This window comes from Halomonas almeriensis (genome assembly GCF_030409235.1).
In the GTDB taxonomy this organism is placed as follows: Bacteria; Pseudomonadota; Gammaproteobacteria; order Pseudomonadales; family Halomonadaceae; genus Halomonas; species Halomonas almeriensis.
In genome coordinates this window covers 1-26,106 of sequence record NZ_JAUFPO010000006.1, presented here as the reverse complement: position 1 = coordinate 26,106, position 26,106 = coordinate 1, and the positions used below count along the sequence as shown (strand labels likewise).

26 protein-coding genes are annotated in these 26,106 nt (G+C 63.4%); 12 read left to right on the top strand and 14 right to left on the bottom strand.

Annotated elements, in window-relative coordinates:
• The first annotated feature begins 78 nt into the window (after positions 1 to 78).
• Positions 79 to 657: an NADPH-dependent FMN reductase gene (locus QWY74_RS04000; RefSeq protein ID WP_290313809.1), complete on the top strand. Its 579-nt coding sequence runs from the start codon at positions 79 to 81 to the stop codon at positions 655 to 657.
• A 65-nt stretch (positions 658 to 722) separates the two neighbouring features.
• Here QWY74_RS04000 and QWY74_RS03995 read toward each other — a convergent pair whose 3' ends face one another.
• The 5 genes from QWY74_RS03995 to QWY74_RS03975 all read right to left on the bottom strand — a co-directional run bounded on the left by QWY74_RS03995 (position 723) and on the right by QWY74_RS03975 (position 5,862).
• Positions 723 to 1,088 carry a thiol-disulfide oxidoreductase DCC family protein gene (locus QWY74_RS03995; protein ID WP_264825401.1) on the bottom strand — a complete coding sequence of 122 codons (366 nt, stop codon included), beginning with the start codon at positions 1,086 to 1,088 and terminating at the stop codon, positions 723 to 725.
• A gap of 35 nt (positions 1,089 to 1,123) precedes the next feature.
• Positions 1,124 to 1,696, bottom strand: coding sequence for a retropepsin-like aspartic peptidase RloA3 (rloA3, locus tag QWY74_RS03990; RefSeq protein WP_264825400.1), 573 nt, complete (start codon positions 1,694 to 1,696; stop codon positions 1,124 to 1,126).
• 162 nt (positions 1,697 to 1,858) lie between these two features.
• Positions 1,859 to 3,349 carry a CoA-acylating methylmalonate-semialdehyde dehydrogenase gene (locus tag QWY74_RS03985; protein WP_290313808.1) on the bottom strand — a complete coding sequence of 497 codons (1,491 nt, stop codon included), beginning with the start codon at positions 3,347 to 3,349 and terminating at the stop codon, positions 1,859 to 1,861.
• Between the two features lie 302 nt (positions 3,350 to 3,651).
• The gene (locus QWY74_RS03980) at positions 3,652 to 4,935 is read right to left on the bottom strand and encodes a M24 family metallopeptidase (RefSeq protein WP_264825397.1); all 1,284 of its coding nucleotides are present in this window, start codon (positions 4,933 to 4,935) and stop codon (positions 3,652 to 3,654) included.
• Between the two features lie 48 nt (positions 4,936 to 4,983).
• Positions 4,984 to 5,862 carry a HalD/BesD family halogenase gene (locus QWY74_RS03975; protein WP_290313807.1) on the bottom strand — a complete coding sequence of 293 codons (879 nt, stop codon included), beginning with the start codon at positions 5,860 to 5,862 and terminating at the stop codon, positions 4,984 to 4,986.
• A gap of 108 nt (positions 5,863 to 5,970) precedes the next feature.
• On the opposite strand from QWY74_RS03975, the gene QWY74_RS03970 reads away from it, so the two are divergent.
• A complete protein-coding gene (locus QWY74_RS03970; RefSeq protein WP_264825395.1) occupies positions 5,971 to 6,894 on the top strand; it encodes a LysR family transcriptional regulator in 924 nt (307 codons plus the stop codon).
• 41 nt (positions 6,895 to 6,935) lie between these two features.
• Here the strand turns inward: QWY74_RS03970 and QWY74_RS03965 are convergent, their stop codons facing one another.
• Positions 6,936 to 7,412, bottom strand: coding sequence for a YbhB/YbcL family Raf kinase inhibitor-like protein (locus QWY74_RS03965; protein WP_290313806.1), 477 nt, complete (start codon positions 7,410 to 7,412; stop codon positions 6,936 to 6,938).
• A 157-nt stretch (positions 7,413 to 7,569) separates the two neighbouring features.
• On the opposite strand from QWY74_RS03965, the gene QWY74_RS03960 reads away from it, so the two are divergent.
• On the top strand, positions 7,570 to 8,031 hold the full coding sequence (locus QWY74_RS03960; RefSeq protein ID WP_264825393.1) for a flavodoxin family protein: 462 nt from the start codon (positions 7,570 to 7,572) through the stop codon (positions 8,029 to 8,031).
• A gap of 86 nt (positions 8,032 to 8,117) precedes the next feature.
• Here QWY74_RS03960 and fadA read toward each other — a convergent pair whose 3' ends face one another.
• Together fadA and fadB are read right to left on the bottom strand one after the other, a co-directional pair.
• The gene (gene fadA, locus QWY74_RS03955; RefSeq protein WP_264825391.1) at positions 8,118 to 9,296 is read right to left on the bottom strand and encodes an acetyl-CoA C-acyltransferase FadA; all 1,179 of its coding nucleotides are present in this window, start codon (positions 9,294 to 9,296) and stop codon (positions 8,118 to 8,120) included.
• 52 nt (positions 9,297 to 9,348) lie between these two features.
• Positions 9,349 to 11,547: a fatty acid oxidation complex subunit alpha FadB gene (gene fadB, locus QWY74_RS03950; protein ID WP_290313805.1), complete on the bottom strand. Its 2,199-nt coding sequence runs from the start codon at positions 11,545 to 11,547 to the stop codon at positions 9,349 to 9,351.
• Between the two features lie 173 nt (positions 11,548 to 11,720).
• Between fadB and QWY74_RS03945 the strand changes: the two genes are divergently transcribed.
• Positions 11,721 to 12,959, top strand: a complete 1,239-nt coding sequence (locus QWY74_RS03945; protein ID WP_264825389.1) for a DUF2914 domain-containing protein — start codon at positions 11,721 to 11,723, stop codon at positions 12,957 to 12,959.
• A 75-nt stretch (positions 12,960 to 13,034) separates the two neighbouring features.
• Complete coding sequence (gene slyA / locus QWY74_RS03940) at positions 13,035 to 13,475, top strand: transcriptional regulator SlyA (protein ID WP_264825388.1); 441 nt, start codon at positions 13,035 to 13,037, stop codon at positions 13,473 to 13,475.
• Positions 13,476 to 13,498: 23 nt separating this feature from the next.
• Here slyA and QWY74_RS03935 read toward each other — a convergent pair whose 3' ends face one another.
• Positions 13,499 to 14,026 carry a preprotein translocase subunit YajC gene (locus QWY74_RS03935; protein ID WP_290313804.1) on the bottom strand — a complete coding sequence of 176 codons (528 nt, stop codon included), beginning with the start codon at positions 14,024 to 14,026 and terminating at the stop codon, positions 13,499 to 13,501.
• Positions 14,027 to 14,171: 145 nt separating this feature from the next.
• Here QWY74_RS03935 and QWY74_RS03930 point away from each other — a divergent pair, with 145 nt between their 5' ends.
• Positions 14,172 to 14,633, top strand: coding sequence for a universal stress protein (locus QWY74_RS03930; protein WP_264825386.1), 462 nt, complete (start codon positions 14,172 to 14,174; stop codon positions 14,631 to 14,633).
• 55 nt (positions 14,634 to 14,688) lie between these two features.
• Here the strand turns inward: QWY74_RS03930 and QWY74_RS03925 are convergent, their stop codons facing one another.
• Positions 14,689 to 16,632 carry an ATP-binding cassette domain-containing protein gene (locus tag QWY74_RS03925; RefSeq protein ID WP_264825385.1) on the bottom strand — a complete coding sequence of 648 codons (1,944 nt, stop codon included), beginning with the start codon at positions 16,630 to 16,632 and terminating at the stop codon, positions 14,689 to 14,691.
• Positions 16,633 to 16,747: 115 nt separating this feature from the next.
• Here QWY74_RS03925 and QWY74_RS03920 point away from each other — a divergent pair, with 115 nt between their 5' ends.
• Positions 16,748 to 17,635, top strand: coding sequence for a TatD family hydrolase (locus QWY74_RS03920; RefSeq protein ID WP_264825383.1), 888 nt, complete (start codon positions 16,748 to 16,750; stop codon positions 17,633 to 17,635).
• A 2-nt stretch (positions 17,636 to 17,637) separates the two neighbouring features.
• Entirely contained in the window at positions 17,638 to 18,120 is a 483-nt protein-coding gene (locus tag QWY74_RS03915) for a hypothetical protein (RefSeq protein WP_264825382.1), read from the top strand.
• Positions 18,121 to 18,126: 6 nt separating this feature from the next.
• Here QWY74_RS03915 and QWY74_RS03910 read toward each other — a convergent pair whose 3' ends face one another.
• A complete protein-coding gene (locus QWY74_RS03910) occupies positions 18,127 to 18,696 on the bottom strand; it encodes an elongation factor P hydroxylase (protein ID WP_264825381.1) in 570 nt (189 codons plus the stop codon).
• A 151-nt stretch (positions 18,697 to 18,847) separates the two neighbouring features.
• Between QWY74_RS03910 and QWY74_RS03905 the strand changes: the two genes are divergently transcribed.
• The 3 genes from QWY74_RS03905 to QWY74_RS03895 all read left to right on the top strand — a co-directional run bounded on the left by QWY74_RS03905 (position 18,848) and on the right by QWY74_RS03895 (position 22,170).
• Entirely contained in the window at positions 18,848 to 20,299 is a 1,452-nt protein-coding gene (locus QWY74_RS03905; RefSeq protein ID WP_264825379.1) for an MATE family efflux transporter, read from the top strand.
• Between the two features lie 31 nt (positions 20,300 to 20,330).
• The gene (locus tag QWY74_RS03900) at positions 20,331 to 21,317 is read left to right on the top strand and encodes a DUF3080 family protein (protein ID WP_264825378.1); all 987 of its coding nucleotides are present in this window, start codon (positions 20,331 to 20,333) and stop codon (positions 21,315 to 21,317) included.
• A gap of 154 nt (positions 21,318 to 21,471) precedes the next feature.
• Positions 21,472 to 22,170: a hypothetical protein gene (locus QWY74_RS03895; protein ID WP_264825377.1), complete on the top strand. Its 699-nt coding sequence runs from the start codon at positions 21,472 to 21,474 to the stop codon at positions 22,168 to 22,170.
• Between the two features lie 187 nt (positions 22,171 to 22,357).
• Here QWY74_RS03895 and tusA read toward each other — a convergent pair whose 3' ends face one another.
• On the bottom strand, positions 22,358 to 22,609 hold the full coding sequence (gene tusA, locus QWY74_RS03890; protein WP_264825376.1) for a sulfurtransferase TusA: 252 nt from the start codon (positions 22,607 to 22,609) through the stop codon (positions 22,358 to 22,360).
• Between the two features lie 48 nt (positions 22,610 to 22,657).
• On the opposite strand from tusA, the gene QWY74_RS03885 reads away from it, so the two are divergent.
• Complete coding sequence (locus QWY74_RS03885) at positions 22,658 to 22,945, top strand: antibiotic biosynthesis monooxygenase family protein (RefSeq protein WP_264825375.1); 288 nt, start codon at positions 22,658 to 22,660, stop codon at positions 22,943 to 22,945.
• A 30-nt stretch (positions 22,946 to 22,975) separates the two neighbouring features.
• Here the strand turns inward: QWY74_RS03885 and rlmM are convergent, their stop codons facing one another.
• Both rlmM and QWY74_RS03875 read right to left on the bottom strand, forming a co-directional pair.
• Positions 22,976 to 24,064, bottom strand: a complete 1,089-nt coding sequence (gene rlmM / locus QWY74_RS03880) for a 23S rRNA (cytidine(2498)-2'-O)-methyltransferase RlmM (RefSeq protein WP_264825374.1) — start codon at positions 24,062 to 24,064, stop codon at positions 22,976 to 22,978.
• A gap of 119 nt (positions 24,065 to 24,183) precedes the next feature.
• Positions 24,184 to 25,755, bottom strand: coding sequence for a BCCT family transporter (locus QWY74_RS03875; RefSeq protein WP_264825373.1), 1,572 nt, complete (start codon positions 25,753 to 25,755; stop codon positions 24,184 to 24,186).
• Positions 25,756 to 26,106 lie beyond the last annotated feature (351 nt).

Below are 26,106 nucleotides of genomic sequence, written 5' to 3'. Positions count from 1 at the left end.
CAACCGCGACGCCACGGCACTTGCCGTGGCGTTTGTTGTTGCGACAGTATGTGACGACCCCGCAACCGGAGAGACACCATGGCCGATCCACGCATTCTGGTTTTTGCCGGCAGTACCCGCGAAGCATCCTTCAACAAGCAACTGGCCCGCCTGGCGGCGCAGCGGATCGAGGCTCTGGGCGGCACGCCCACCTTCATCGACCTGCGCGACTACCCCATCCCCCTCTATAATGGTGACCTGGAAGAACAGCAGGGGTTGCCCGACAACGTCGTGGCACTGCGCCAGCTGCTCGCCGAGCACCAGGGGCTGCTGATCGCCTCACCGGAATACAATGGCTTCGTCACCCCATTGCTGGTCAATACCATCGACTGGCTAACCCGCCCGCACCAGGGCGAGAGTGGCCTGGCATTGTTCCAGGACCGCCAGGCGGCCCTGGTGGGCGCCTCACCCGGTGACCTGGGCGGCCTGCGCGCCCTGAATTCATTGCGTCAGTTGCTGACCAATATCGGTGTGACGGTTCTGCCGAACCAGCTCGCCGTCGGCGGCGCCGGTGACGCCTTCGATGCCCAGGGACAGCTCAGCGACGACAAACAGCGCGACAGCCTCGACGCCATTTGCCAACGGCTGATCACGACGCTGGAGCGTCTTCACGATTGAAGAAAGAGGGAAAGCCTCGTCAGCCAGGGCCTGGCTGACGGCGGACAATCCGCCAGGCCGCTGGCTCACAGCCGCCCTTGCCGGGAAAGCCGCCGCCTGACCCAGCGGTCATACCACCAGGTCAGCGCCGGCTTGATAACGGGCAGGCTGATCAGCACGGCCAGTGGCCGCATCAGCGGGACCCGCTTCATCAGCAGGCTATAGGCCGGCATGCCGCGATACAGTTGGCCGTCGGCGTCCTCGACATGCAAGGACAACAGCGCTTCCTGTACCGTCACGCCATGCTCCTGGAGCACGGCTTCATGCGTGTTGGCATCCAACCATTCCACGGAGTTGGCCCGCTGTGCCCAGCGCTCGTAACGCTGGCGTTCACGACGACACAACGGGCAGGCAGCGTCGTAATAGACCTTCAACCAGGACGTATCAGCCATGCCGCCTCCTGGCCCGGTTCAGCGGGCGACGCGGCTCAGATACCGATATCGTCATCCAGTTCCTTTTCATAATGGGATTGCAGCGGCGAGTCTTCATCACACCCCGGGTCGTGCTCGAAGGTACGGGTGACATCCAGCAGCCCCAGCTCTTGGATAGTACGCCGCCCCAGCAGGACCGGATAATTCATGTCACTGCGGTCCTCCAGACTGAACTGCTCTTCGTAGCGGGTATCGCCGATGCACATCGTCATCAGCACCGCCGGGCGTCGATCCTGACCGCCGGCGCCGGTGAGAATCAGCTTGCGAAACACCGGGCGCTCGAAGGTTCTGGACACGACTTCCTCAGTCGACTCATCCTCGACCTCGACGACGAAGCGGACCCAGTCCTCGCCGTCACGCTGGAACTCCTCGATGTGCTCGGCCTGCATGGAAGAGGTCAGCGCACCGCTGTCCAGCTTGACCTTGACCTCGGGGCCCCAGGTCTCCTCGATCGTGGCTTTCTCGACCCAGCCAAACACCTTGCGGTCGTCATCTCCCGCCGGCACGCCACTGCTCAACAGCGCCGTAACAAGACCGGCCATCAATGCGCCACCCATCACCTTGTGCATCCTGGCTCTACCTCGCGGCAAACGTCACTTAATGCGAACACCATGAACCATATCAGGGCTGACAGCGCCGTACCATATTGGGCTCGCCCCCGCCATGACAGCGCCCGCCCGGAGGTCGAGCGGGCGCTGGCGAGAAGCACTCAAGCATCATCAGGTGGTCTCTCATGCAGAGGGGAAGCTGAACTCGGCACTGGCCCATTCGTTCTGCTCGGGCCAGCGCTGGGAGATCGATTTGCGGCGAGTATAGAACCGCACGGCGTCGGGACCATAGGCATGCAGATCCCCGAACAGGGATTCCTTCCAGCCGCCGAAGCTGTGAAAGGCCACCGGCACCGGCAAGGGCACATTGATGCCCACCATGCCGACCTCGATGCGGTCGGCGAACCGCCGTGCCGCCTCGCCATCGCGGGTAAAGACGCAGGTGCCGTTGCCGTACTGGTGGTCGTTGATCAGCTCGATGGCGTCCTCGAAGGTCTCGACGCGCACCACGCACAGCACCGGGCCGAAGATCTCGTCACGATAGATGCTCATCTCCGGGGTCACCCGGTCGAACAGTGTCGCGCCGAGGAAATAGCCCGGTGACGCCTGAACCAGCGTATGAGTCCGACCATCGACCACCAGATCGGCGCCGGCCTGCTCGCCCTGGGCAATGTAGCCGGCCACCCTGTCGCGATGACTGGCGTTGACCAGCGCGCCCATGTCGAGCCCTCTCTCGGTCCCCGGCCCGATTTTCAGGTGACGCGCCTGACCGGCCACCTTCTCCACCAGGGCGTCGGCGGTTGCATCACCCACGCAGACCGCCACGGAGATGGCCATGCAGCGCTCCCCGGCACTGCCGAAGGCCGCTCCCACCAGGGTGCTCGCCGCATTGTCGAGGTCGGCATCCGGCAGCACGATGGCATGGTTCTTGGCCCCGCCCAGTGCCTGCACGCGCTTGCCGTTCGTGGCGCCGCGCTGATAGATCGAGCGCGCCACCGGTGTCGAGCCGACAAAGGACAGCGCCTTGACGTCCGGCGCATCGATCAGCGCCTCGACGGTTTCACGGTCGCCATGGACAACGCTGAAAATCCCCTTCGGCAGACCGGCCTCGTCGAGCAGCTCGGCCATCTTGAGCGCCGCCGACGGTACCTGTTCAGAGGGCTTGAGAATGAAGGCATTGCCGCAGGCGATGGCCATGGGATACATCCACAATGGCACCATGGCAGGAAAGTTGAAGGGCGTGATGCCGGCCACGATGCCCAGCGGCTGATGATTGGACCAGGTGTCGATGCCCGGACCGGCGTTGTGCGAGTACTCACCCTTGAGCAGCTCCGGGACGCCACAGGCGTATTCGACGTTCTCGATGCCACGCTTGAGCTCACCCATGGCATCCTCGAGTACCTTGCCATGTTCCTCGGCGACCAGCTGACAGATCTGCTCGGCATCGCGTTCCAGCAGCATCTTGAACCGGAACATCACCTGGGCGCGCCTGGCCGGCGGCATCTCGCGCCACGCCGGCAATGCCGAACGAGCGCCGGCGACGGCCTGCTCCACAGTGGCGGCATCACCCTGTGCCACCTGGCGAATGGCTTCACCGGTGGCCGGGTTGTAGACATCGATCCTGCGTTCGCCGGCCAGGCGTTCGCCGGCGATCCAGTGGGTCACATTGGTCATGGGTCTCTCTTCAATACTTGGGCAGACCGGAAGCCACGCCCCTTGCTGGCATGGCCTTGCCGATCCGACCGACAGAAACGATGAGCCGTTCCAGCGACAAGTCCCGCGAGGGCGCTACCCCCCCTTCCCTGGGCGCTACTTTTGCCCTGCGGCGCTTTCGCGTCCCGCTTCGCTTGCAGGTCCTGTGCTGGCCATCCATGGCCAGCCCGTTCGGAGCAGTGCTCCTCACCCATGGCAAAAGACCCTCGCTTGGCCTTGTCCCCGACGCTCATCTCGACAATCGTCAGGCGTGCAGACAGCAATCAGACCTCGCGGTCGAGCAGCGCCTCGTCGAACGGGTAACGCGAGAGCTTCTCGATGCCGGTCTCGGTGACCAGCACCTCTTCCTCCAGCTTGACGCCATCGGCGGCACCGACCTCGCCGATATAACTTTCCACCGAGACCACCATGCCCGGCTCGAGAATACCGTCCTTGGAGAAGCGGTCGAAATCCATGTGGTGGGCGACCAGCGGCGTTTCGCCATGCATGCCGACACCATGGATGATCGAGGGATAACGCCGATCCAGGAAACGCTCGGGAATCTTCCAGGCCTGCTCGGCGATCTCCAGGTAGCTCATGCCCGGCTTGAGGATGCCCATGTTGTGATGAACCTGGTCGTAGGCCATGCGATACAGGCTTTTCTGGTAGGCGCTGGGCCGGCCGGGCCCGACATGAAAGGTCCGCGAGAAGTCGGAATAGTAGCCATGGCAGCCGATGGTGTCGGTATCGAGCGCCACCAGCTCGCCGGGGCGGATCACCCTGTCGCTTGCCTCGTTGAACCAGGGGTTGGTACGGGGCCCGGAATTCAGCAACCGGGTCTCGATGAACTCCCCTCCCTGGCGGATGACATCGCCATACATGATGGCAAAGAGCTCATTCTCCGTGATACCCGGCTTGATGGCGGCCTCGACTTCGGCCACGGCCGCTTCACTGCCGGCCATGGACTGGGCCAGGCAGGCGATTTCTTCCGGTGTCTTGATGCGCCGGCAGTGCAGGGTGTCCTGCATGCAGTCAAAGACATCCAGCCCCTGGGCCTCGAGCGATCGCGCCAGGTTCATCGAGCAACGGTCCAGGCCAATCTTCCTGTTGCCGCGGCCATGCTCTTCCATCAGCTCCGCGATCTCGATGCCGAAGGGGTCGGATGACATCTTGTCGCGCTGATTGACCGCCGACCACACCACCTTGGAGGTGCGTGATTCGTCGATGGTTTCCAGCCAGGTGGAAACATGCGCACTGCCCGGGTACTCAAAAAGAATCACCGGCCCTTCCAGAGGAACATAGATATACCGCGTGGAATTGCGCAGGAAATAGCCGAACATGTTGCGCGAGCCAGTGGCATAGCGCTGATTGTAGGGGTCGAAGAGCACCAGGGCGGCGTAGCCCTGCTCGGCCATCATGGCGCGCAGGCGCTGCAGCCTTCCGGCGCGCAACTGCACCGGGTCAAAGGCCGTGGGGATGCTGTCTCCATTGGCCATGGGCGCCGAGGGGACGACCGGAAATTGGTCCGGCTCATTGTCGGTCAGCTTTTCAAAGTCGACGATACTCATGCAATCCGCTTCTCTCGCTGGTGGAACGTTCGCAGGCGGTGATCAGGCTCAATCGGCCAGGGTGTCACTGCGGCTCATGCCTTCTTTCAGCAGGGTTTCATGAACGGGTGCCATGCGTCCGAAAATGCGCTGGGCCCGCTCGGGACGACCGATGAACCCGGATTCCTTGGCATAGGCAAAGATCACCGTGTGACGCTCCTTGTCACCCTGAACCGGGGTCACTCGGTGCAGCGAGTAGCGGCCGAAGAAGATCTGCAGATCACCCGGCTGAAGATCCAGCGACTTGAGGCGCGACCGGTCCCCATCGAGGACCTTCTCGACTTCCACGAAGTTCTCGCCCTCGGGGCTGCGAATCCCCGGCGCGTACTCGAACCGACCGCCGCCGTGGGATTGACGGGTCATCATGGTGACGATGAATTCGTTGGTGTCATAGTGCCAGGGGTGCTGGCAACCTTCGCGCAGCACATTGATGACCAGGTCAGCCAGCGGGTCGGCATATTGATGGATTTCCTCCATGCCGACGACAGAAGCGATGAAACGCTGGAACTCGGGATGTTCGTAGACCTGGCGGATGATGGTGTCGGCGCCGATACGATCACCGGCCACAAAGCCGTTGGTTCGGTCGTCGAAACGATTCAGAGGGTGGCTGGCAGGCTGATCCGGGTCGGCGTCGCTATTGTAGGGGTTGGTCTCGGTCTGGTTGTAATGCGCTTCCGGCGAAAGTCGCTCGGTTTCGCGTTCCAGACGACTCAAGGCCTGTTCGGGCACGAAACGCTTGAGCACCACACAACCATCGTGGTCGAGCTGACGGCGACATTGTTCGATCAGCTCACGCCCGGCGTCACTATCCAGATGGTTCAGCGGATAGCGCTCAAGGTCGATCAAGCCATCCAGGGAAAGATCTTGCGGTGCAGCTGAAGTTGCCATGGACATGAAAGTCTCCGATTGACGATGCACACTGGACAGCCTAGGCAAGCGATCTTCATAATAAAAATGAATGATTGAGATAAAACCAATTTCAAAGGCTCATTGATTATGGATACAGTGCTGCTTCGCGCCTTTGTCACCGTGGCGGAAAGTCAGGGGTTCAGCGCGGCCGGCAAGGTACTCCACCGGACTCAGTCGGCCATCAGCCTGCAGATCAAGCGCCTGGAAGATCAGATGGGGCAGGCCCTGTTCGAGCGCACCAGTCGCAGCGTGCTGCTCACTGCCCATGGCGAGCAACTACTGCCTTATGCGCGTCACATGCTGAAGCTGGAGGACGAGGCCAGGGAGGCGCTCGGCAATCGACGACGCGGCGAACTGATTCGTTTCGCCACCTCCGAAGAGCAGGCCAGTGCCTATCTGCCGAACCTGCTGCCACGCTATGCAAAGCGTTTTCCGGATACGCGGCTGGAACTCAACTGCGACCTCAGCGCCAGCCTGGTCAACCAGTTTCACGAAGGGCTGCTGGATGTGGTGCTCTCGGTCCGCCACCTTCCCACCCAGTCCGGTCAGTTACTGGGGCGAGAGCCCATGGTCTGGGTCGTCGCCGAGCACTGCCAGGTGCATGACTGGCAGAGCATTCCGCTGGCGCTCAACCCAGAAGGCTGTGTATTTCGCGCCCATGCCCTCTCGGCACTGGGTCGCGACGAACACGCCTGGGAGATTCACTACTCCAGCCAGTCGCCCACTGGTATCAACCTGCCGGTACAGGCCGGGCTGGCCATGACCGTCAAGACACCACGCAGTGTGCCCGAAGGGTGTCGTATCGTCGGCGAATCCGAAGGGATGCCGCCACTCGGCCATGTGGAAATCGAATTGCATCGACGTCCGGGCCATACCAGCGAGGCCCTGGAAGCCTTCTGCGACGAACTGGAGCAGATCATCGTCGAAAACCATGAGGTGGCCACGCCGGAAAAGGACGCCGCCTTGGCGTTTCGGCGACCGACGCCCGACACAACCACCTCCATGGTGTAGCGAGACGCCACGGCCCCTGCGGCGAGGGGCCGTGCCATGCCTCAGTCCCGGCGGTAGGTGCCGACGAGACGGTTCATGCCCAGCAGGTGGGGCTCCACCTGCTTGAGCAACTCGGCCATGGTAATGCCTTCCGGCAGGTCGGTGGGCTTGTCGAGCGCCAGCACCCAGAAATAGTACTGGTGAACCCCATGCCCTTCGGGCGGCATGGGGCCACCATAGCCATTACGTCCGAAGTGGTTGACGCCCCGCGTGCCCTCGGCCGTCGCTTCTTGCAGGGAGGTCACCGAGCCCGGCAGGTTGTAAAGCACCCAGTGAACGAAGCCATAGCCGCCATGCTCTACCAGAGGGGCGTCCGGGTCATGACAGATCACCGCGAAGCCCTTGGTGCCTTCCGGCGCATCCAGCCAGGCAAGAGCCGGCGATACATCCTCTCCCTCGCCGGTGTAACGCACGGGAATGTTCCCCTGATCCGCAAAGGCGTCACTCTCCAGGCGCATCCTGCTCAGTGCAAAAGCCATATTCCTGGTACTCCTCGCAAAGTTGCATGATGGGAGACACGCGGGGCGCTCCCGGCTGACTCAGGCTCGGCAAAAGCCGTTAGCCTGTCAACGACGTCTTCTCATGGCATGATGGCCGTCACGTCCTTCTTCAACCCCTGCAACCACGAGGCGCCTCATGAAACACCTGCTGATCGTGGCCCATGCGCCTTCCGACAACACCCGCCGCCTGCGCGATGCGGCCGCGCGCGGCGCCCAGCATGCAGATATCGCCGATGTCAGTGTCACCCTCAAGGCCCCCCTTGACGCCGGACCCGAGGATGTCCACCACTGCGATGCCATCCTGCTCGGCACCACCGAGAACCTCGGCTACATGAGCGGTGCACTCAAGGACTTCTTCGACCGCAGCTACTACGCCGTCCTCGAGGAAAAGCGTGGACTGCCCTGCGTCTTGTACATTCGCGCCGGCCGGGACGGCACCGGCACGCGGCGCGCCGTGGAAGGCATCGTCACCGGTCTAGGCTGGAAATGGGCCCAGGCACCGCTGATCTGCCAGGGCGAGTGGCAGGCGGCGTTCGAGGACCAGGTGGAAGAACTCGGCATGGCGCTCGCCGCCGGGCTCGAGGCAGGCATTATCTAGACAGACCTGCGGAGCAACACACGGCGAAGCGAAGAGCGGCGCCCTCGAAGGGCGCCGCTGGCGAGCGTCTCCGGCAGGAAGGGAATTCAGCGCAGGCGCTCGAACACCGTGGCCACGCCCTGCCCCATGCCAATGCACATGGTGGCCAGCCCCAGCGAGGTGCGCTGCTCCTGCATCACGTTGAGCAGGGTGGTGCAGATGCGCGACCCGGAGCAGCCCAGCGGGTGGCCCAGGGCGATGGCACCGCCGTGCAGGTTGACGGCTTCATCCATACGATCCTTCAGGCCCAGGTCCTTGAGGACCGGCAGCGACTGGGCCGCAAAGGCTTCATTGAGCTCGACGGTCTGAATGTCGTCGATCGTCAGCCCCGCCGACTTGAGCGCTTTCTTGGACGCCGGCACCGGCCCATAGCCCATGATCGAGGCGTCACAACCGGCCACGCCAGTAGACAGGACCCGGGCGATGGGTTCCAGGCCGAGTGCACTGGCGCGCTCGGCGCTCATGACTGCCATGCCGCTGGCACCTACGGAAAGCGCCGAGGAGGTGCCCGCCGTCACGGTACCATTGCGCGGGTCGAACGCCGGCTTGAGCCCGGCCATGGATTCCATGCTGGCCTCCTCGCGGATGACCTCATCGCGATCGACGCGCACGCGGAAACCCTGATCATCGTGGCCTTCGATGCCGATGATCTCGTTGTCGAAGCCGCCATTCTGCTGAGCGGCATGCGCGCGCTGATGCGAGCGAACGCCGAAGGCATCCTGATCCTCCCGCGAAATGCCATGCATCTTGCCCAGCAGCTCAGCGGTCAGGCCCATCATCATGGCGGCCTTGGCGGCATGCTTGCTGGCCGCCGGGTTGACGTCCACGCCATGGGTCATCGGCACATGCTCCATGTGCTCGACCCCGCCGATGATATAGAAGTCGCCCATGCCGGCACGGATGTTGGCGGAGGCAATATGCAAGGCACTCATCGAGGAGCCGCACAGCCGGTTGACCGTCTGGGCCGGCACCGTGCGCGGGATGCCGGTCATGATCGCCGCATTGCGGGCAATATTCATGGACTGCTCGAGGGTCTGGTTGACGCAACCCCAGATGACATCATCAACTTCTGCAGGATTGAGGTTGGGATTGCGCTCGAACAGCGACTGCATGACACCGGCCGACAGGTTCTCGGCCCGCACGTGACGGAAGGCCCCGCCCCTGGCCTTGGCCATGGCCGTGCGCACGCCGTCCACGATCACGATATCTCTCGGATTCAGACTCATCGAATGGTTTCTCCCCGGCACTTGATAAGGCAAGTGGTGAATAGCACGTGAATCAGGCCTCGGCGGCCTCCTGATAGAAACGCTCGCCGTTGCGTGCCATCTCGCGCAGCTTGTTGGTCGGCGCATACAGCGCCCCGAGCTCAGCGGCCAGTTCATCGGCCTGGGCGACAAAGGCCTCGAGGCCCATAGCGTCGATGTAGCGAAGGGCGCCGCCGCGGAAGGGCGGGAAGCCGATGCCATAGATCAGTGCCATATCGGCCTCGGCCGGCGTACCGACGATGTTGTCCTCGAGGCAGCGCACTGTTTCGAGGCACAACGGCGTCATCATCCGCGCGATGATGTCGTCGTCGGAGAAGTCGCGGCCCGACTCGGCGATGCTGTTGACCAGCTCGATGGCCGTCTCGTCGCTGGTCTTCTGCGGCTTGCCTTTCCTGTCCTCTTCATAGGCATAGAAGCCCTTGGCGTTCTTCTGCCCCAGACGGTCATTGTCGAACATCAGCTGGATGGCGCTCTGCGGCTGACCTTCGCCGCCGCCACCGCCCAGGCTACCCATGCGCTCCGGGAAGCCTTCGGCCATGACGTCGCCGGCATGCACGGCGGTGTCCATGCCCACGACATCGAGCAGGTAGGCCGGGCCCATGGGCCAGCCGAACTTTTCCATGACCTTGTCGACGCGCTGAAAATCCGCGCCGCCGGCGATCAGCTGACTGAAGCCGCCGAAGTACGGGAACAGCACCCGATTGACCAGAAAGCCGGGGCAGTCGTTGACCACGATCGGCGTCTTGCCCATCTGGCGCGCATAGGCCACGGTCGCGGCAACCGCAGCATCGGCGGTCTTCTCGCCACGAATGACCTCGACCAGCGGCATGCGATGCACCGGATTGAAGAAGTGCATGCCGCAGAAGTTCTCGGGCCGTTTGAGGTTCTCGGCCAGGCGTGTGATCGAGATGGTCGAGGTGTTGGACGTGAGGATGGCCTCCTCGCTCACGTATTCCTCTACCTCGGCCAGCACCGCGCCCTTGACCCTGGGGTTCTCGACCACGGCCTCGACCACCAGGTCGACATGGCCGAAGTCACCATAGCTCAGGGTCGGGCGAATATTACCCAGTCGCTCCGCCATCTGCTGGCTGGTCAGCTTGCCGCGCTCCAGCTGCTTGCCGAAGAGCTTGCGGGCTTCCTTGAGCCCCAGCTCGATCGCCTCTTCCTTGATGTCCTTCATCAGGATCGGCGTGCCCTTGGAAGCACTCTGGTAGGCAATACCGCCCCCCATGATGCCGGCCCCGAGCACCCCGGCCTGATTGACGGGCGCGGACTGCCTGGCGTACTGGCTGCCCTTCTTCTTGACCACCTGGTCATTGAGGAAGAGCCCCACCAGGTTGTAGCAGACGTCGGTAAGCGCCAGCCTGGCGAAGGCACTGGCCTCGATGGCCTGAGCCCGCGCGCGCTCCTCGCCGGCGCCCTTCTGGATGACCTTGATCGCCTCGATGGGCGCCGGGTAATGCGGACCTGCCTTGCCGGCCACATAGCCCTTGGCCGTCTCGAAGGCCATCATCTGTTCGATGGCATCGAGTTTCAGGGGCCCCTGCTTCTCGGCACGGCGGGCCTGATAGTCAAGCTCGCCCTGCCCAGCTCGGCTGAGGATATCGCGGGCCGCGGCCTCCAGTGACTCGGCCGGTACCACGGCGTCGACCGCCCCGACCGCCAGGCAGTCATCGGCGCGGTTTTCGCTACCTCCGGAGATCCATTCGATGGCGTTGTCCGCGCCGATGAGCCGTGGCAGACGCACACAGCCGCCCCAGCCGGGCAGAATGCCGAGCTTGGTCTCGGGCAGACCGAGCTTGGCCTTGTCGCCCATGACGCGGAAGTCAGTGGCCAGTGTCACTTCACAGCCACCGCCCAGGGCCAGGCCATTGATGGCACTGACCGTCGGGAACGGCAGGTCCTCGAGATCATTGAAGATCCCGTGAACCCGCTCGAGCATGGCCTGAATCTCGTCTTCACCCTTGGCGAACATGCCGTGGAACTCGGTTATGTCGGCCCCGACGATGAAGGCATCCTTGGCGCTGGTCAGCATCAGGCCATTGATGCCCGACTCACCGCGCAGCGCTTGCAGCGCTTGCAGCGCCTCGCCCAGTTCCTGGACGACGGCCCCGGACAGGGTGTTGACCGACTCATCCTTCAGATCGAAGGTCAGGGTCGCGATGCACTGGTCATCACGCTTCAACGAGATGGCATTGCCTTGATAGATCATCCACGAATCTCCGTGCAGGAATTCATACGACCGTTTGATTAACACCAGCTTGGGGCAGCACCGTCGCCACGTCAAGCCTCACCCTCTCACCTCGGCAGCGGCGTTAGTCGAAGGGTGGGCACTTGCCCGACCAGGGTTCCCCGATGCAGGCCACAAGCTGATAACATTCGCTCATGACTCCCGATCCTCACCCTGCATCCCCCGAACCGCCCGGCCATGAGGCCTCTCGCGGCGCTACACGCCTGGGCTTCTGGGAAGCGCGTATCGAGTGGTTGACCGAGAAGGCCCGGCCCTGGAGCTGGCTCTGGCCGCCGATTGCCTTCATGGCCGGCGTCGGTAGCTTCTTCCTGGTCGAGCGTCAGCAGTGGCTGGGTGCCATGCTGGCCCTGAGCATGCTGCTTACCTGGTGTCTGCTGCTCTCCGAGAGCCTGATCGGCCGCTTTCTGTCGCGCCGCGGCTATCCAACCCTGCCACGCGGCGTGACCACCTTCATCGCTCAAATGGTGCACCAGGAAACGCTCTTTTTCACCCTGCCCTTTCTGCTGGCGACCACGGTGTGGACCAGCGGCCAGGCCGTGTTCACCTTGAGCATGGCCGCACTGGCCCTGTTGTCGGTACTCGACCCCCTCTACTATAAACTGGCGGAGCAGAAACGCAGCCTCTACTTCGCCTTCCATGCCCAATGCGTCTTTCTGGTGGTACTGGTCAGCCTGCCGACGCTGCTGCACCTGACCACCGGGCAGAGCCTGCTGCTGGCACTGCTGGCCACCGTCATTTTCAGCATGCCCAGTCTGATGCAGGTACTGCGCCCCATGACCGTGCGACGCTGGTTGCTCATGCTGGCGTTGCTGCCGCTGCTCGCCGGCATCGCCTGGGCCAGTCGCGTCTGGGTGCCACCGGCCAGCCTGTGGATATCGGGCAGCGCCCTGTCGCCATCCTTCAATGTCGAAGCCCGCTCGCCCGAGGGCAGCCTGCAGCTGACACCCGAGGCCCTGGCACGACGCGGGCTGTACGCGTATACGGCCATCCACGCTCCACGCGGGCTGCGCGAAGAGGTGGTTCACGAGTGGCGCCATCAGGGCGAGCTGATCGATCGCATTCCGCTGGAGATTCAGGGTGGACGGGCCGAGGGCTACCGCGCCTGGACGCACAAGCGCAATTTCCCCGAGGACAGCGCGGGCCAATGGCGTATCGACGTGATGACAGCCAGTGGCCAGCGCATCGGCGTCCTGCGTTTCAACGTTGCCGGCAACAAGGGCAAAGCGACGCTGGCCGACGGCCGGATCAGCGCGCCGCCCGGCCTGCCGGGGCTGAACCTGCGCGCCCTGATCGCCAGACCCGATTCGCGTGACGCCTCAGAGGAGACACCGAGCGTTGAAAAGCGGCCGACAACAGCAGAACAGGGACAATAGTTAACCCACTATCCGGTTGCATTCCACGCTGCAGCTTCGGACAATCCAAGCAGTTTTTTGGGATGCAGATGCACTATGCAACAGAATATCGGATTTCAGCTCGCTCGTGTGCCCCGCCTGTGGCGTGCCGTCATTGATCGGCGCCTGGCACCCGAAGGACTGACACAGACGCGTTGGGTCACCCTCTACCACCTCTGGCGAATGGGCAATGATCAGCCGCAGTGCGACCTGGCTAGAGCCATCGGCGTCGAGGCGCCTTCCCTGGTGCGGACGCTGGATCAGCTCTCGGAGCAGGGGCTGATCGAGCGCCGACCCTGTGGTCAGGATCGGCGAGCCAAGCGCATCTTCCTGACCGACAAGGCCACACCTCTCCTCGAGCGCATCGATGCGGTCGTGACTCAGGCACGCAAGGAAATGCTGGCCGGACTGAGCGATCAGGACGTCGAGCAACTGGTCGACCTTCTGTCACGCATCGAGGCCAATGGCCTGGCCATCCAGGAGCGGGAAGAGAGCTGACCGACCGGCCCGCCGTCACTCCTTCACCCGCCGGCGGGTGGCCCCTGATGCACCCCCGGGTAGTCGGGCCGCCCGGCCAGTTGATCACGTAGCCGAGAGATCCGTTCATCGAGTCGAGCCAGGCTGTCGGTGGAGCCCGACTCATCCCACCACAGCGTCACACAGGCCGCACCGGACTCCACGACAACCGCATCTTCCGGCAATTCGGCCAGCAACGCGCCCAACTGTTCCAGGGCGCTGGCCGGCAGATCGCGCAGCGGCTCCACGCGCCAGCGCCAGCCCGCCTGGAACGCCTTGAGCGACTCGCTGGCCACGACATCGCGCACCAGCAGAAAATCCGGGCCGGGCTGTTGAAGCGGATACCGCCACCGATAGGCGGGCAAGGGCTTGCCCACATCGTGCAGGGGCGACGACTCGATACGCACCGCGATGCCGAGCTCGCGCGCCTGCTCCCTGAGCCCCATCACACGCTGCTGGCGCTTGCTGGGACGCAGCCACATGGCTGGTGCAAACACCAGCCCGACCACAAAAAGAATCATCAACCAGAGCATTCGCTTTCCTGTCCGTCGAACCCGATTGCGACAGCGCCCGGCTGGCGGCACGCTGTCGAGGCAAGCCGTTGTCTTGTCACACTCAGCATCCTAAAGTAGTGGACAACCACCAACCGTCGTTGGCCCCAGCTGTGGAGAATGCAAAATGAGCAATGAATATCGTCATGTCCTGGTCGCCGTTGACCTGACCAAGGACTCCCGGAAAGTGCTGAAACGCGCCCTTCACATTGCCGAACGCAACGAGGCCAAGCTCTCCATCATGCACACCCTGGAGCCACTCGGCTTCGCCTATGGGGGAGATATCCCCATGGACCTCACCAGCATTCAGGACCAGCTCGACGAGCATGCCAAGCAACGCCTGGCCGAAATCGCCGACCCGCATGTCCCCGCGGCCAACCAGCATGTCATGGTCGGAATGCCGGACACCGAGATCCACCGTTTCGCCGATGACCAGGATGTCGACCTGATTGTCGTCGGCTCCCATGGCCGCCATGGCTTTGCCCTGTTGCTCGGCTCCACCTCCACCGGCGTGCTGCACGGCGCCAAGTGCGATGTGCTGGCGGTACGCGTGGGTACCGGCGAGGATGGCGAGGACAGCGCCGAATAGCAACTCCGCCCCCTGGTTGCCCCCGCCCGGGCAGGCGAGCGCCATGCCCGGGCCTTCAGGACTCCCCGGCTGCCATCGCCTCGAGCTCCATCCAGCGTTCCATGGCAGCATCCAGCTCGGCCTGCTTGTCCTGAAGCACCTGCAGGGTGGTGCTGACGGTTTCCGGATCCTGCTGATAGAAGGCAGGGTCTGCCACCTGGCCCTCGAACTCCGCCACGGCATTCTCCAGACGCTCGATCTCTGACGGCAGGCCGTCCAGTTCGCGCTGCAACTTGTAGGACAGCTTGGCACGCCGCGGCTCCGCTGATGAGCGCTGGGACACCGCGGCCGACGCTGCCTTCCGCGAACCACTCGACTCAGTGGAGGACACCGGCTCGGCATGCTGCCGCGCAGCCCCTTCCCAGGGAGCCGGCGGTAGACTGCCTCCCTGACGCACCCAGTCACTGTAGCCGCCAACGTACTCACGCACCTTGCCCTGCCCCTCGAAGGCCAGCACGCTGGTCACCACGTTATCCATGAAGGCACGATCGTGGGAGACCAGCAACATGGTGCCATCGAAGCTCAACAGCAGCTCCTCGAGCAGCTCCAGGGTTTCGACGTCCAGGTCGTTGGTGGGCTCATCGAGCACCAGCACATTGGCCGGCTGAGTGAAGAGCCTGGCCAGCAGCAAGCGGTTGGACTCCCCGCCGGATAACGCCTTGACCGGCTGGCGCGCCCGCTCCGGCGTGAACAGGAAATCCTGCAGGTAGCTCATGACGTGACGATCGCGCCCGCCCACTTCGACCCGGTCACTGCCCTGTGCCACGTTTTCGTAAACGGTCTTTTCCGGCTCGAGGCCGGCACGCAGCTGATCGAAGTAGGCGACCTGAAGCTTGGTGCCGACGCGCACGCTACCCTCGGTGGGCTCGAGCTCACCCAGCAGGATCTTCAGCAATGTCGTCTTGCCGGCGCCGTTGCGGCCGATGAAGCCGATACGATCGCCGCGCTGGATCTCGATGCTCAGGTTGTCGATGATGACGTCATCGCCGAAGCGCTGCGTCACCTTGTCGAGTTCGACGACCCGCTTGCCACTGCGCTCGCCGGTGTCCACGGACAGATTGGCGCGCCCCTGACGCTCGCGGCGCTCACTGCGCTCGCGACGCATCTGCTCCAGCGCCCGGACACGCCCCTCGTTACGCGTGCGTCGGGCCTTGATGCCCTGGCGAATCCAGGATTCCTCCTGGGCCAGCTTCTTGTCGAATTCGGCGTTTTCTCGCGCCTCGACCTCGAGCTCATGATTTTTCTGTTCCTGATAGCGGCTATAGTCACCCGGATAACGCCCCAGGCGACCGCGGTCCAGCTCAAGGATGGCGGTCGAGAGACGCGACAGGAAGGCCCGGTCGTGGGTGATGAACAGCACGGCACCATTGAAGGCAGTAAGCTGTTCTTCCAGCCAGGCGATGGTGTCCAGGTCCAGATGGTTGGTCGGCTCGTCGAGCAACAGCAGGTCGGGCTCGGCCACCAGGGCTCGCGCCAGCGCCACACGGCGCCGCCAGCCACCCGAAAGGGCTGACATCTGGGCATCTTCCGGCAGACCCAGGCGCGTCAGCACCACGTCGATACGCTGGTGAAAGGACCAGCCGTCAATGGCCTCGAGGCGGCTCTGCAGTGTCGCCATGCGCGTCATGTCAGGGTCGTCGGACTGCACCAGGTGGTGATATTCCGACAGGAGTTCGCCGGCTTCGGGCAGGCCCTGAGCGACCACGTCGAAAATGGTCGAGCCGCTGGCATCCGGCAGATCCTGGGCCAGCACGCCGATCTTCAACCCCGGGGCCCGCCAGATATCGCCGTTGTCCGGGGTGATCTCGCCCGCGACCAGCTTGAGCAGGGTCGACTTGCCGGTACCATTGCGGCCTACCAGCGCCAGGCGCTCTCCCCTTTCCAGCACCAGCTCGGCATCATTGAGCAATACCTGGTTTCCATAGGCCAGTTGCAGCCGTTCCAGACGTAGCAGCGTCACTCCAGCACCTCCCGATTCAACAAGTCGCCCAGTGTAACGCATGACCGCCCCGACGTGGCCCCATCCCGTCTACGACAGGTACAATGCGCGATCGTTGTATGAGGAGGACCCCGTCTTGGCCGAGACAAGCGACACTCAGGACACTGGCCTGCCCGAGGCATTGAGGTTTCAATCACCGTCTCCGCTGGTGGATATCGGTGCCAACCTGACGCATGAGAGTTTTGCCCGCGACCTGCCCGCCACGCTGCAACGCGCCCGTGAGGCCGGCGTCGAGACCCTGATTCTGACCGGCACGGACCTGGCGCATGCCGAAAAGGCCGCAGAGCTTGCGAGTGAACAGGATGGCCTGTTTGCCACCGCCGGCCTGCATCCGCATGCCGCCAGCGAGTGGTCCGCTGCGCTGGAAGCCGGAATGCGCGATCTCCAGCGCCGGCCCGAGGTCGTCGCGGTCGGTGAGTGCGGGCTGGACTTCAACCGCAACTTCTCGACCCCAGCCGAGCAGGAACGTGCCCTGGAAGCCCAGCTAGGCCTTGCCGCCGAGAGCGGACTGCCGGTGTTCCTGCATGAGCGTGACGCCGGCGAGCGTCTCGCCGAGATCCTCCATGCCTGGCGGGACGATATCTCACGGGCCGTGGTGCACTGCTTCACCGGTGAGCGCCGCACCCTTCACCGCTATCGCGACCTGGACCTGCACATCGGCCTGACCGGCTGGCTGTGCGATGAGCGGCGCGGCCACCATCTGCGCGACCTGCTGAGCGACATCCCCCTGGAGCGCCTAATGGTCGAGACCGACTGCCCCTACCTCTTGCCCCGCAACCTGCCGGCCAAGCTCAAGGGGCGCCGTCACGAGCCGGCGCTGCTGCCCTGGATCGTCCGCGAAATCGCCCATTGGCGCGGCAACTCGGAAGCCGAAATGGCCACGGCCACTACCACCACGGCTCAGCGCTTCTTTGACCTGGAAGCGCAAGCCACCCCGACCCGCCCCTCGAAGGAGGGATACTGATCATGACGGACCTGCCTGCATTCATCGCCATCGAGACCGGCAACGAAGGCGACCTGCCCCTCTCGGTTGCCTGGACCCTGCCGGATGGGCGCGTCAAGCATACGCTGATTCAGCCCGACAACGACTGGCTCGAGGATGAGCTGGTGGCCCTGGGGGAATACAGCCTGGAAGAGTTGAACAGTCTGGGCGTGAGCCCGCTGGACGTGATCCGCGAACTCGAGACCGACCATTTCAACGGCACGCTCTACACCACCGGCGTCGGCTATGATGAGGCCGCTCTGTCGCGGCTTTTCCATACCTACGGCATGGACCCCTTCGTCGAGCTGGCGCCGGCGGAAAGCCTATACCCGGACCTGCCTCCCGGCGAGTGGTCACGGGCACGCAATGAGCTGTTCAGTGAGCTGGGGCTGGAACCCATGCGCCCAGAGGAAGAGATTCAGGTCATGCTCGCCTTGCACCTGCGCATGCAGCAGAGCAATGACTGAAGCGCCTCAGGCGGTCTCGGTCTCGAGCCGCGCCTGCAGATATCGATGCCCGGCGTCGATGGACCGCTGCAGTCCGGCCTCCTGCTGGTAGAAAGCGGTCAGCGCCACCTGAAGCGCGCGTGCTCGCCGTGGCAGGCCCTCGGCCTCGAAACGCGCCGCTCTGGCTTCCACACGAGCACGAAAGGCCTCGCGGTCCACTTCGGCCTGCCCACCGAGGTTGTCGACACTCACATTGAACGCCATGCCGCAGGCCCGGCTGAACAGCAGCTCCAGCGCCTGTGGCGCCACCTCCACCGACTCGAACTCACGTTGCTGGTCGGCATCGCGACCGTCCGGCTGATACCAGTACCCATAGTCCTCCCATTGGCGTCGCCGAGCACCGGCAATGCACCAATGGCTGATCTCGTGCAGGGCGCTGGCATAGAAACCATGGGCGAAGATCACCCGGTGCCAGGGGCTGGACGCATCCGCCGGCAGGTAGAGGGGCTCGTCCTCCCCCCGCACCAACCGAGTCTGGTAGCCGGGCATGAAGAGGCCATCGAACAGGGCAATGATGTCATCCAGGTGGTGCGTCACAAGGACTCCAGAACACGACTCGAGGAGAAAATCCGCCGCCCAGTATAGCGACCCCGGAATGGCAGCGAAAACCACCGCCCGCTGATAAACTGTGCGGCTTCCCCGGCAAGATGGCGCCCGGGCTCGTCCTCAGTTGCATGGAGCATCCACCGTGGTTCATTTCATACGCGACCTGCTCAGGGTGTCACGCCAGGATACCCTGCCCCTGATCCGGCTGGCCCTGCCCATCTGCGGCGCACAACTCGCCCAGGCCGGCATGAGTGTCGTCGATGTAATGATGACCGGCCGCCTGAGCGCCACGGACCTGGCGGCCGTGTCGGTGGGCTCCAGCCTGTGGATGCCACTGATGCTCTTCATGACCGGCACGCTCATGGGACTGACCCCGGTAGTGGCGCATCTGCTAGGCGCAGGACAGGTCAAGGACATCCGCGTGCAGGTGCACCAGGCCCTGTGGATCGGTCTCACGCTGGGGCTGCTCTCGGCCCTGCTGTTGTGGACCACGGTGATGCCGATCTTTTCTGCCATGGGCGTGCCCGATGAGGTCGCCCGCCGCTCGGCCGGTTACCTGGCCGCGGTGGGCTTCGGCATGCCGGGGGTCGCGGTGTTCCAGACTCTGCGCTCCTTCTCCGACGGCATGAATCACACACGCCCCGCTTTGTGGATCAGCCTGGTGGGACTGGCTTTTAACATTCCCAGCAACTACCTGCTGATCTACGGAGGCGATGGGCTCACGGCCCTGCTCGGCGATGGGCTGCCGCAGGCCATGCAGGCGCTTCCGGCGCTGGGCGCTGTGGGGTGCGGCATTGCCACGGCGCTGTCCATGTGGTTGATGGGCCTGGCCATGGCCTTCTACACACGACGCAGTCGCGCTTATGGCGATGTCAAACTCTGGTGCCAGCCGGCACCGCCGCAGTGGCGGCGCATCGGCGAGTTGCTGCATGTCGGTGTGCCGATCGGGGTGGCCATCTTCGTCGAAGTCACCCTCTTCACGTTGATCGCGCTGTTCATCGCCAGCCTCGGGGAGGTCACGGTGGCCGCGCACCAGGTGGCGTTGAACTACACCAGCCTGCTGTTCATGCTGCCACTGTCGCTGGGCATGGCGCTGACGGTCAGGGTCGGCAACACCCTGGGGCAACGCCGCCGGCAGGAGGCGCGCCTGATTGCCTGGAACGGCATCCTAATCGCCGCACTGGTCGCCCTGCTCAACTGCCTGATACTCTGGATCACGGCACGCCCGGTGGTGGCTCTCTATACGCATGATGCGGCAGTCCAGCAACTGACCCTGTCATTGATCGGCCTGGCGATGATTTTTCAGGTCTCGGATTCCTTGCAGGTCGGCCTGGCCGGCGCCCTACGCGGCTACAAGGATACGCGCGTAATCATGCTGATCACCCTGCTGGCCTATTGGCTGGTGGGACTCGGTGGCGGCCACCTACTGGGCATGCATGGCCTTTTCCAGATCGCGTCGCCCATGGGGGTCCACGGCTACTGGGTCGGATTGATCGCCGGCCTGACCGTGGCAGCCCTTCTACTGGGGGAGCGACTCAGACGACGCAGCAAGGGGGTGGCACTTGGTGAAGAAGACATCCCGCAGACGGACTGACCGCCACACGACACCCTGGCGGCTCTTGCTCATGATGCTCTCTGCCATCTGGCTGGCGGGCTGCGGCCAGGGCGCCGCCGAGCAGCGCCTGCAGGACTATCAACAGCGTCTCGCCGAGGCACTGGACACCGCATCGCCGTCAACCGCCACGCCGCCCAACATTGGACGCTTTCCCGAACGCCAGGCTCGACGCTTTGCGCTTCCGGACATTCGCGAAGGCCTGACCGACATCTATGCACTGCGCGGCTGCCATATCAGCAACCTGGTCGCCAAGCGCAACAATCAGCTGGGGCGAGTTGCCGCTGCCAGTCAGCGCTGGCTCTATGAGCTCGAGCTGTGGCGCCGGCTTCAGGCCTGCCAGGACAGTTCCGTTGTTGCCTCACTGGATGATGAAGACCGCCGGCGACTCGAGCGGCTGACCCGCTTGAAAACCCAGCGACTGCCGCGAGCCAGCTGGAACGCGCTGTTCGACTCCAGCGAATGGGTCGACAGTTTTTCGCGCGCCAGTTCCCCGCTACCGCCCTCGGCGCTGTCGGCCGTGGACACGCAACTGCCCGCACTGCATTACCTGCGCACGGCGGCGAGACATCAGCTCGACCCGAACTGGAGCACCGACTCCGCCACCCTGGAAGGCCACCTCAACACCCTGCGCCAGCGCCCCCTGACGGCCGAAATTCTGCGCGCCCTGCTGCTGGCCGAGCAGCGACTGGAGGAAGCATCCGGCCTGATCGCGCAGGCGCTGGAATCACCGCAACACTGTGCGGAAACGTCCCGTGAACTGCCCCGCATGGGCAAACTGGCCGACTGGCTGACGCGCCTCGATCAACAGTCGACGCGCTGGCTCACGGCCCTGCATGAGCTGCTCGAGGCGCACCCACCCACACCGCCGGACGCCGTCGTTCGCTACCGGCATCGGTGGCTGTCACTCGACAACCCGCGTGCGCCCCTGGCCTCCATGCAGCGCGCTGTCGCCTATCACCGCGACCTTCGACAACACTATGTCGAGCAATGCCGGTGAAATCGGTCATGCCAGTCGGCAGTTCGCCAGCTGGCATGCAAGGCGTGATCACTGCGTGGCCCCCGGGGGCTTAACGCGATCATGACTCTGTGCTATTGATGAAGCATGAAAAGACGTTAGCGCAGCCGATCGATCACGCAGCAGGAGGGACGTTATGGGTATTCCGATGTCACCCCGGCCCGCCCAGGTCATCGACCTGGACACCATGCGCCAACGCCAGGAAGCCAGGCGTCGCCTGATTCGGCTCTCGCCCGAGCTCGATGGCCTCGAAATGGTCTATCAGCTGCCCGCCGAGCCCGGCACCTACTACGGCATGCCCATACTGGCCTGGGGACTCCGTGAGGACGGCCGGGTTGTGGGTCTGGTGCCCTGGATGGAAAGCCTCACGCCGTGTCATCAACTCGACGACCCGGAGCATGGTCATTTCATCGGCTATCGGGATCCGGAAACCGAGGAGCTCTTCGAGCAGGCACCGGATCACAAGGTGTTCGAGCTCGAGCAGGCCGCGGCCTACTTCGACTACGAAACCACTCAGGAGCCCACCCTAATCCAGCAACTGCCGGATACTCAGGGCACCCATGCCCTGTGCATGGACCAGGATGATACGCCCTGGCAACTCAAGCAGGTCTTCGGCTGGCGGCTCTACAGTGACGGCGCGGTGGAAGCGCTTCTGGCCGATGAGGCCCTGGTCGAGACAACGCCCATTCTGCCCGGCGACGCCTGCCTCTACACGGGGCACAGCCGCCACCACATGGTGTATTTCTTCCAGCGCCAGATCGCCAACCGTATTCGCCACGAGGATCCCGCCACCCTGGAAGCCCTGGCATTGATGGTCATGCCGGAACAGGAATGAGGTGACCGGCCTTCGCCAGCGCCCTAGGAGCCTGTCGGATTTGACCGATCGTCGCGAGAATCACGGATTTCGCGACAAGTTTATCGATCTGATGAGGCGAATAGCCCGCTATTTAACGAATCAGATCGAATGAAATTGGCCGAAAGCCCGGTCTTCGTAGCAGATCAGCGTTAAGTCCGACAGGCTCCTAGCCCAGACGGATATAGTAGAGGTACCGGCTGTCCTGTTCGCAGTGGAATATCAGCTCGTGCCCCAGGAAGCCGCAGAACTTGGGAACGTCTCGGGTGGTGGCCGGATCCGTGGCCACCACCCGGAGTACCTCGCCTTCCTGCATGTCCCGCACCTTGTTGTGCATCAGCATGATGGGCTCGGGACAATACAGCCCCGTTGTATCGAGTTCCGCATGACAGGCAGGCAGGGAATCCGCAGAATCAACCATCGAGAACCTCATCAAATCGAAGCAAAAGAACATCAAGGGAGTGGCTGGATGATCAAGGTCATTATCGAGCGTCGCATAATGCCGGGCCTGGAGGAAGAATACGAGGAAGCTGCCCGGGAGGCCATACGTCAGTCGCTGGGCGCCAGTGGTTTTGTCAGTGGCGAGACACTGGTCGAACAGGGACACACGGATCGACGCCTGGTCATCACCAAATGGCGTGACCTGCGTGCCTGGAAAGACTGGGCCAACAGCGAACATCGCGCCCGCGCCATGCAACGGCTACGTCCCCTGCTGACCGAAGAGGAGCGCATCCGGGTCTACGAACCAAGCTATTGAGTCGCCTAGGCAGACATCGTTGGAAAAGACTCAGTCCAGCAAGCGGACATGCACCGTCACTTCTTCCCGGTCATGATAGAGGTGGCGGCAGTTCACCTGGGCCTTGACCCCGGCACGCTCGAATGACGAGGCCAGGTGCTGCAATCCCTCCGAGACGGCCTGCCAGCGCTGTTTCATGGGCAGTTTAAGGTTGAACACGGCCTCGCGGCACCAACGTCGTGTCAACCATCGCTCGACCATGCTGATCACCCGGGACGGCTTGTCGACGATATCACAGACCAGCCAATCGAGCCGCGCCGGTGGCGTCCATACGAAGCCATCCTCGCGCAGATGCTCAACCAGTCCGGTCGCCATCAGGTCCGCATTCATCGGGCCATTGTCGATGGCAAATACCTGCATGCCGCGCTGAACCAGCTGCCAGGTCCACCCGCCCGGCGCCGCCCCCAGGTCGGCCGCCTGCATGCCATCGCTCAGCCGGGTTGCCCACTGCTCCGCCGGCACGAACTCGTGCCAGGCTTCCTCGAGCTTCAGTGTGGAACGACTGGGGGCTCGCGAGGGGGAGCGCAGCCGGCGAATACCTCCTGGCTGCTCGCTGCGGTTGCCCGGAAAACTCATGCCCAGTTGCACACGGTCACCATGCGTCCAAAACAGGTGCAACCGCCGCCCTCCGGCCTTGCGGCGCAACACGCCGGCCTTGCGCAACTGCGCTTCCAGGGGGCGTTTCAGCGACTTCATCAGCCCCGACAACGCCTTGGCATCGTTGGTATCCGGTGTTTCCTGCCATACGGACTCGGCGCTCCAGCCACTGTCGCTCACCTGCTCGATCATCGCGCTCAAGCGATCCGCACGATCGAGCTGCAAGGGTGGCAACGCCACCAGACTTTGTCGGGCAAAGACCAGCGAGGCCAGAGGCAAGGCACGGTGAAGTGCATTGGCCGCCTCTTCCGGCGGCATGACAAAGCGCACGTGGCCCGCCCCCTGCTGGTAGCAGGGCGAGCCGGCAAAACCGCTGTGATCGGCCTTGTCCAGCACTTCCGTTGCCAGATCGGCCTCGAAGCCGGGCCGGCAGTAGAGCAGCAGTTCGTTGGGGATACTCCGGGGCGGGACAGGGTTCGACACGACGGTTCCTCTGCTCTATACCGGCGGGCGCCTCCCTTGTTCGCGAGAGGCGCAGCCTGAACGTGGCAAAGCTGCCATCCTAACAGGTCGAGCGCCGAAACCACGACGCCCGACCGGCATCAGCCCCGGGAGCCGGCTTGCTTCGGGCTTTCCAGGAGGCCTTGCTCGCGAGCCATCGACATCGCCGCCTGCGGCCCGGTCCAGAGAGACGGCAACAGGACCAGCGAGACCGGGATCGCGGTGATCACGATGAACTGCTGGAGGGCACTGATCTGACCGGACCCCATGTACAGCAGAATGGCGGCCATCATTGACATGGTGATGCCCCAGAAGGCGCGCACCAGAGGACTCGGTTCATCATGCCCGGAGCCGACCACCGAGATCGCATAACTCATCGAGTCACCGGTGGTAGCCACGAAAATGGTGGTCAGCACCAGAATCGCCACGGCCATCATGCTGCCACCCGGCAGGGCCTGAGCCACGGTCAGGGTCGCGACATCAAACTGAAAGTTGTTGAGGGCTTCGGTCAGCTCGATGGCACCGGTCAGTTGATAGTGAATGCCGGAACCACCCATCAGGGTAAACCAGACCGTGGTGGCAATCGGCGCCATGACCGCAACGGCCAGAATCATTTGACGGATCGTGCGGCCACGCGAGATGCGCGCCACGAAAATCGCCATCAGCGGTCCATAGCCGATGAACCAGGCAAAGAAGAAGACCGTCCACCACTTCATCCACCAGTCCGGTGCCTGCTGGGATGTCATGGTCGCCATGGTAAAGAAGGACGTTAGGTATTCACCGAACCCTTGGGTATACGCGTCCACAAGGAACAGGGTGGGACCGAAGATGAAGATGACCAGCGCGATGGCCAAGGCCAGGAAGACATTGAAGCGACTCAACACCTGAATCCCGCGGTGGACCCCTGTCACGGCCGATGTCACATAGACAACACCCAGTACCACCAGGATGCTCAACTGGGTTCCGTAGCCTTCCGGTAGGCCAAAGAGCTCATGCAGGCCAAAGCTGACCTGGGTGGCCAGAAACCCGATCGGACCGACCGTGCCCGCGACGACGGCAATCACGCAGGTGGCATCGGCCACGCCACCAATCCAGCCACTGACCAGGCGCTTGCCCAGCACCGGCATCAACAGAGTACGCGGTTGCAGGGGGTGACCTTCATCATAGTGAGCCCGCGCCAATACAACCGCTGTCAGCGAACCCAGAACCGCCCAGGCCAGAAACCCCCAGTGCATGAAGGACTGAGCCAGGGCTCCGGCGATGGCATCTGCCGTTCCCGCTTCCGTATCGAAGGCCGGAGGCGTGACGATAAAGTGATACACGGGCTCGCCGGCGGCAAAGAACACCCCTCCCCCGGCAAGCAGCGTGCACATGATAATCGACAGCCACTTGAAGGTGCTCAGCTCGGGCTTATCCAGTCCACCCACCTTGGCGCTGGCTGCCGGTGTGAAAGCCAGGCCCATGGCCACCACAAAGGTCAGCAGAAGCAACAGCTGGAAATAACTGCCGAGCACCTTGGCGGTCCAGGTGAAGCCTGCTGAAACACTCTTGGACACCATATCGATGTCATATAACGACAAGCCGATAAACGCCAGGATGAATCCTACACTCAGGATAAGCACCAGCGGGTCGCCGAGCTTGTGAGCGGGTTTTTGATCGTCGGTTTCAGTCATGCAGATCTCGTCGGTCAGGGTGTAGTCGGGAGGCGGCACACTGGCAAGGTCGCCATCCATGGCATGCGAATACGGTTATCGGACGGCAGCATTCGAGCCACCGGCAGGAACAAATGGACGGAGTGCTCTCGAGAAGCAGAAACACGCCCGGCTCATGTCTAGAATAGAGGCCTGACGCCTTTGCGGCCACTGCGTGGCCTTGAGCCTGGGCTCGCATGGTAAGACCAGGGCACCGTACGGGCATAAACAAAAGCCCCCAACTCCGTCGGAGCTGGGGGCTTTTGCTTATGTAAGTGCCTGACGATGACCTACTCTCGCATGGGAACTCCCACACTACCATCGGCGCTGAGC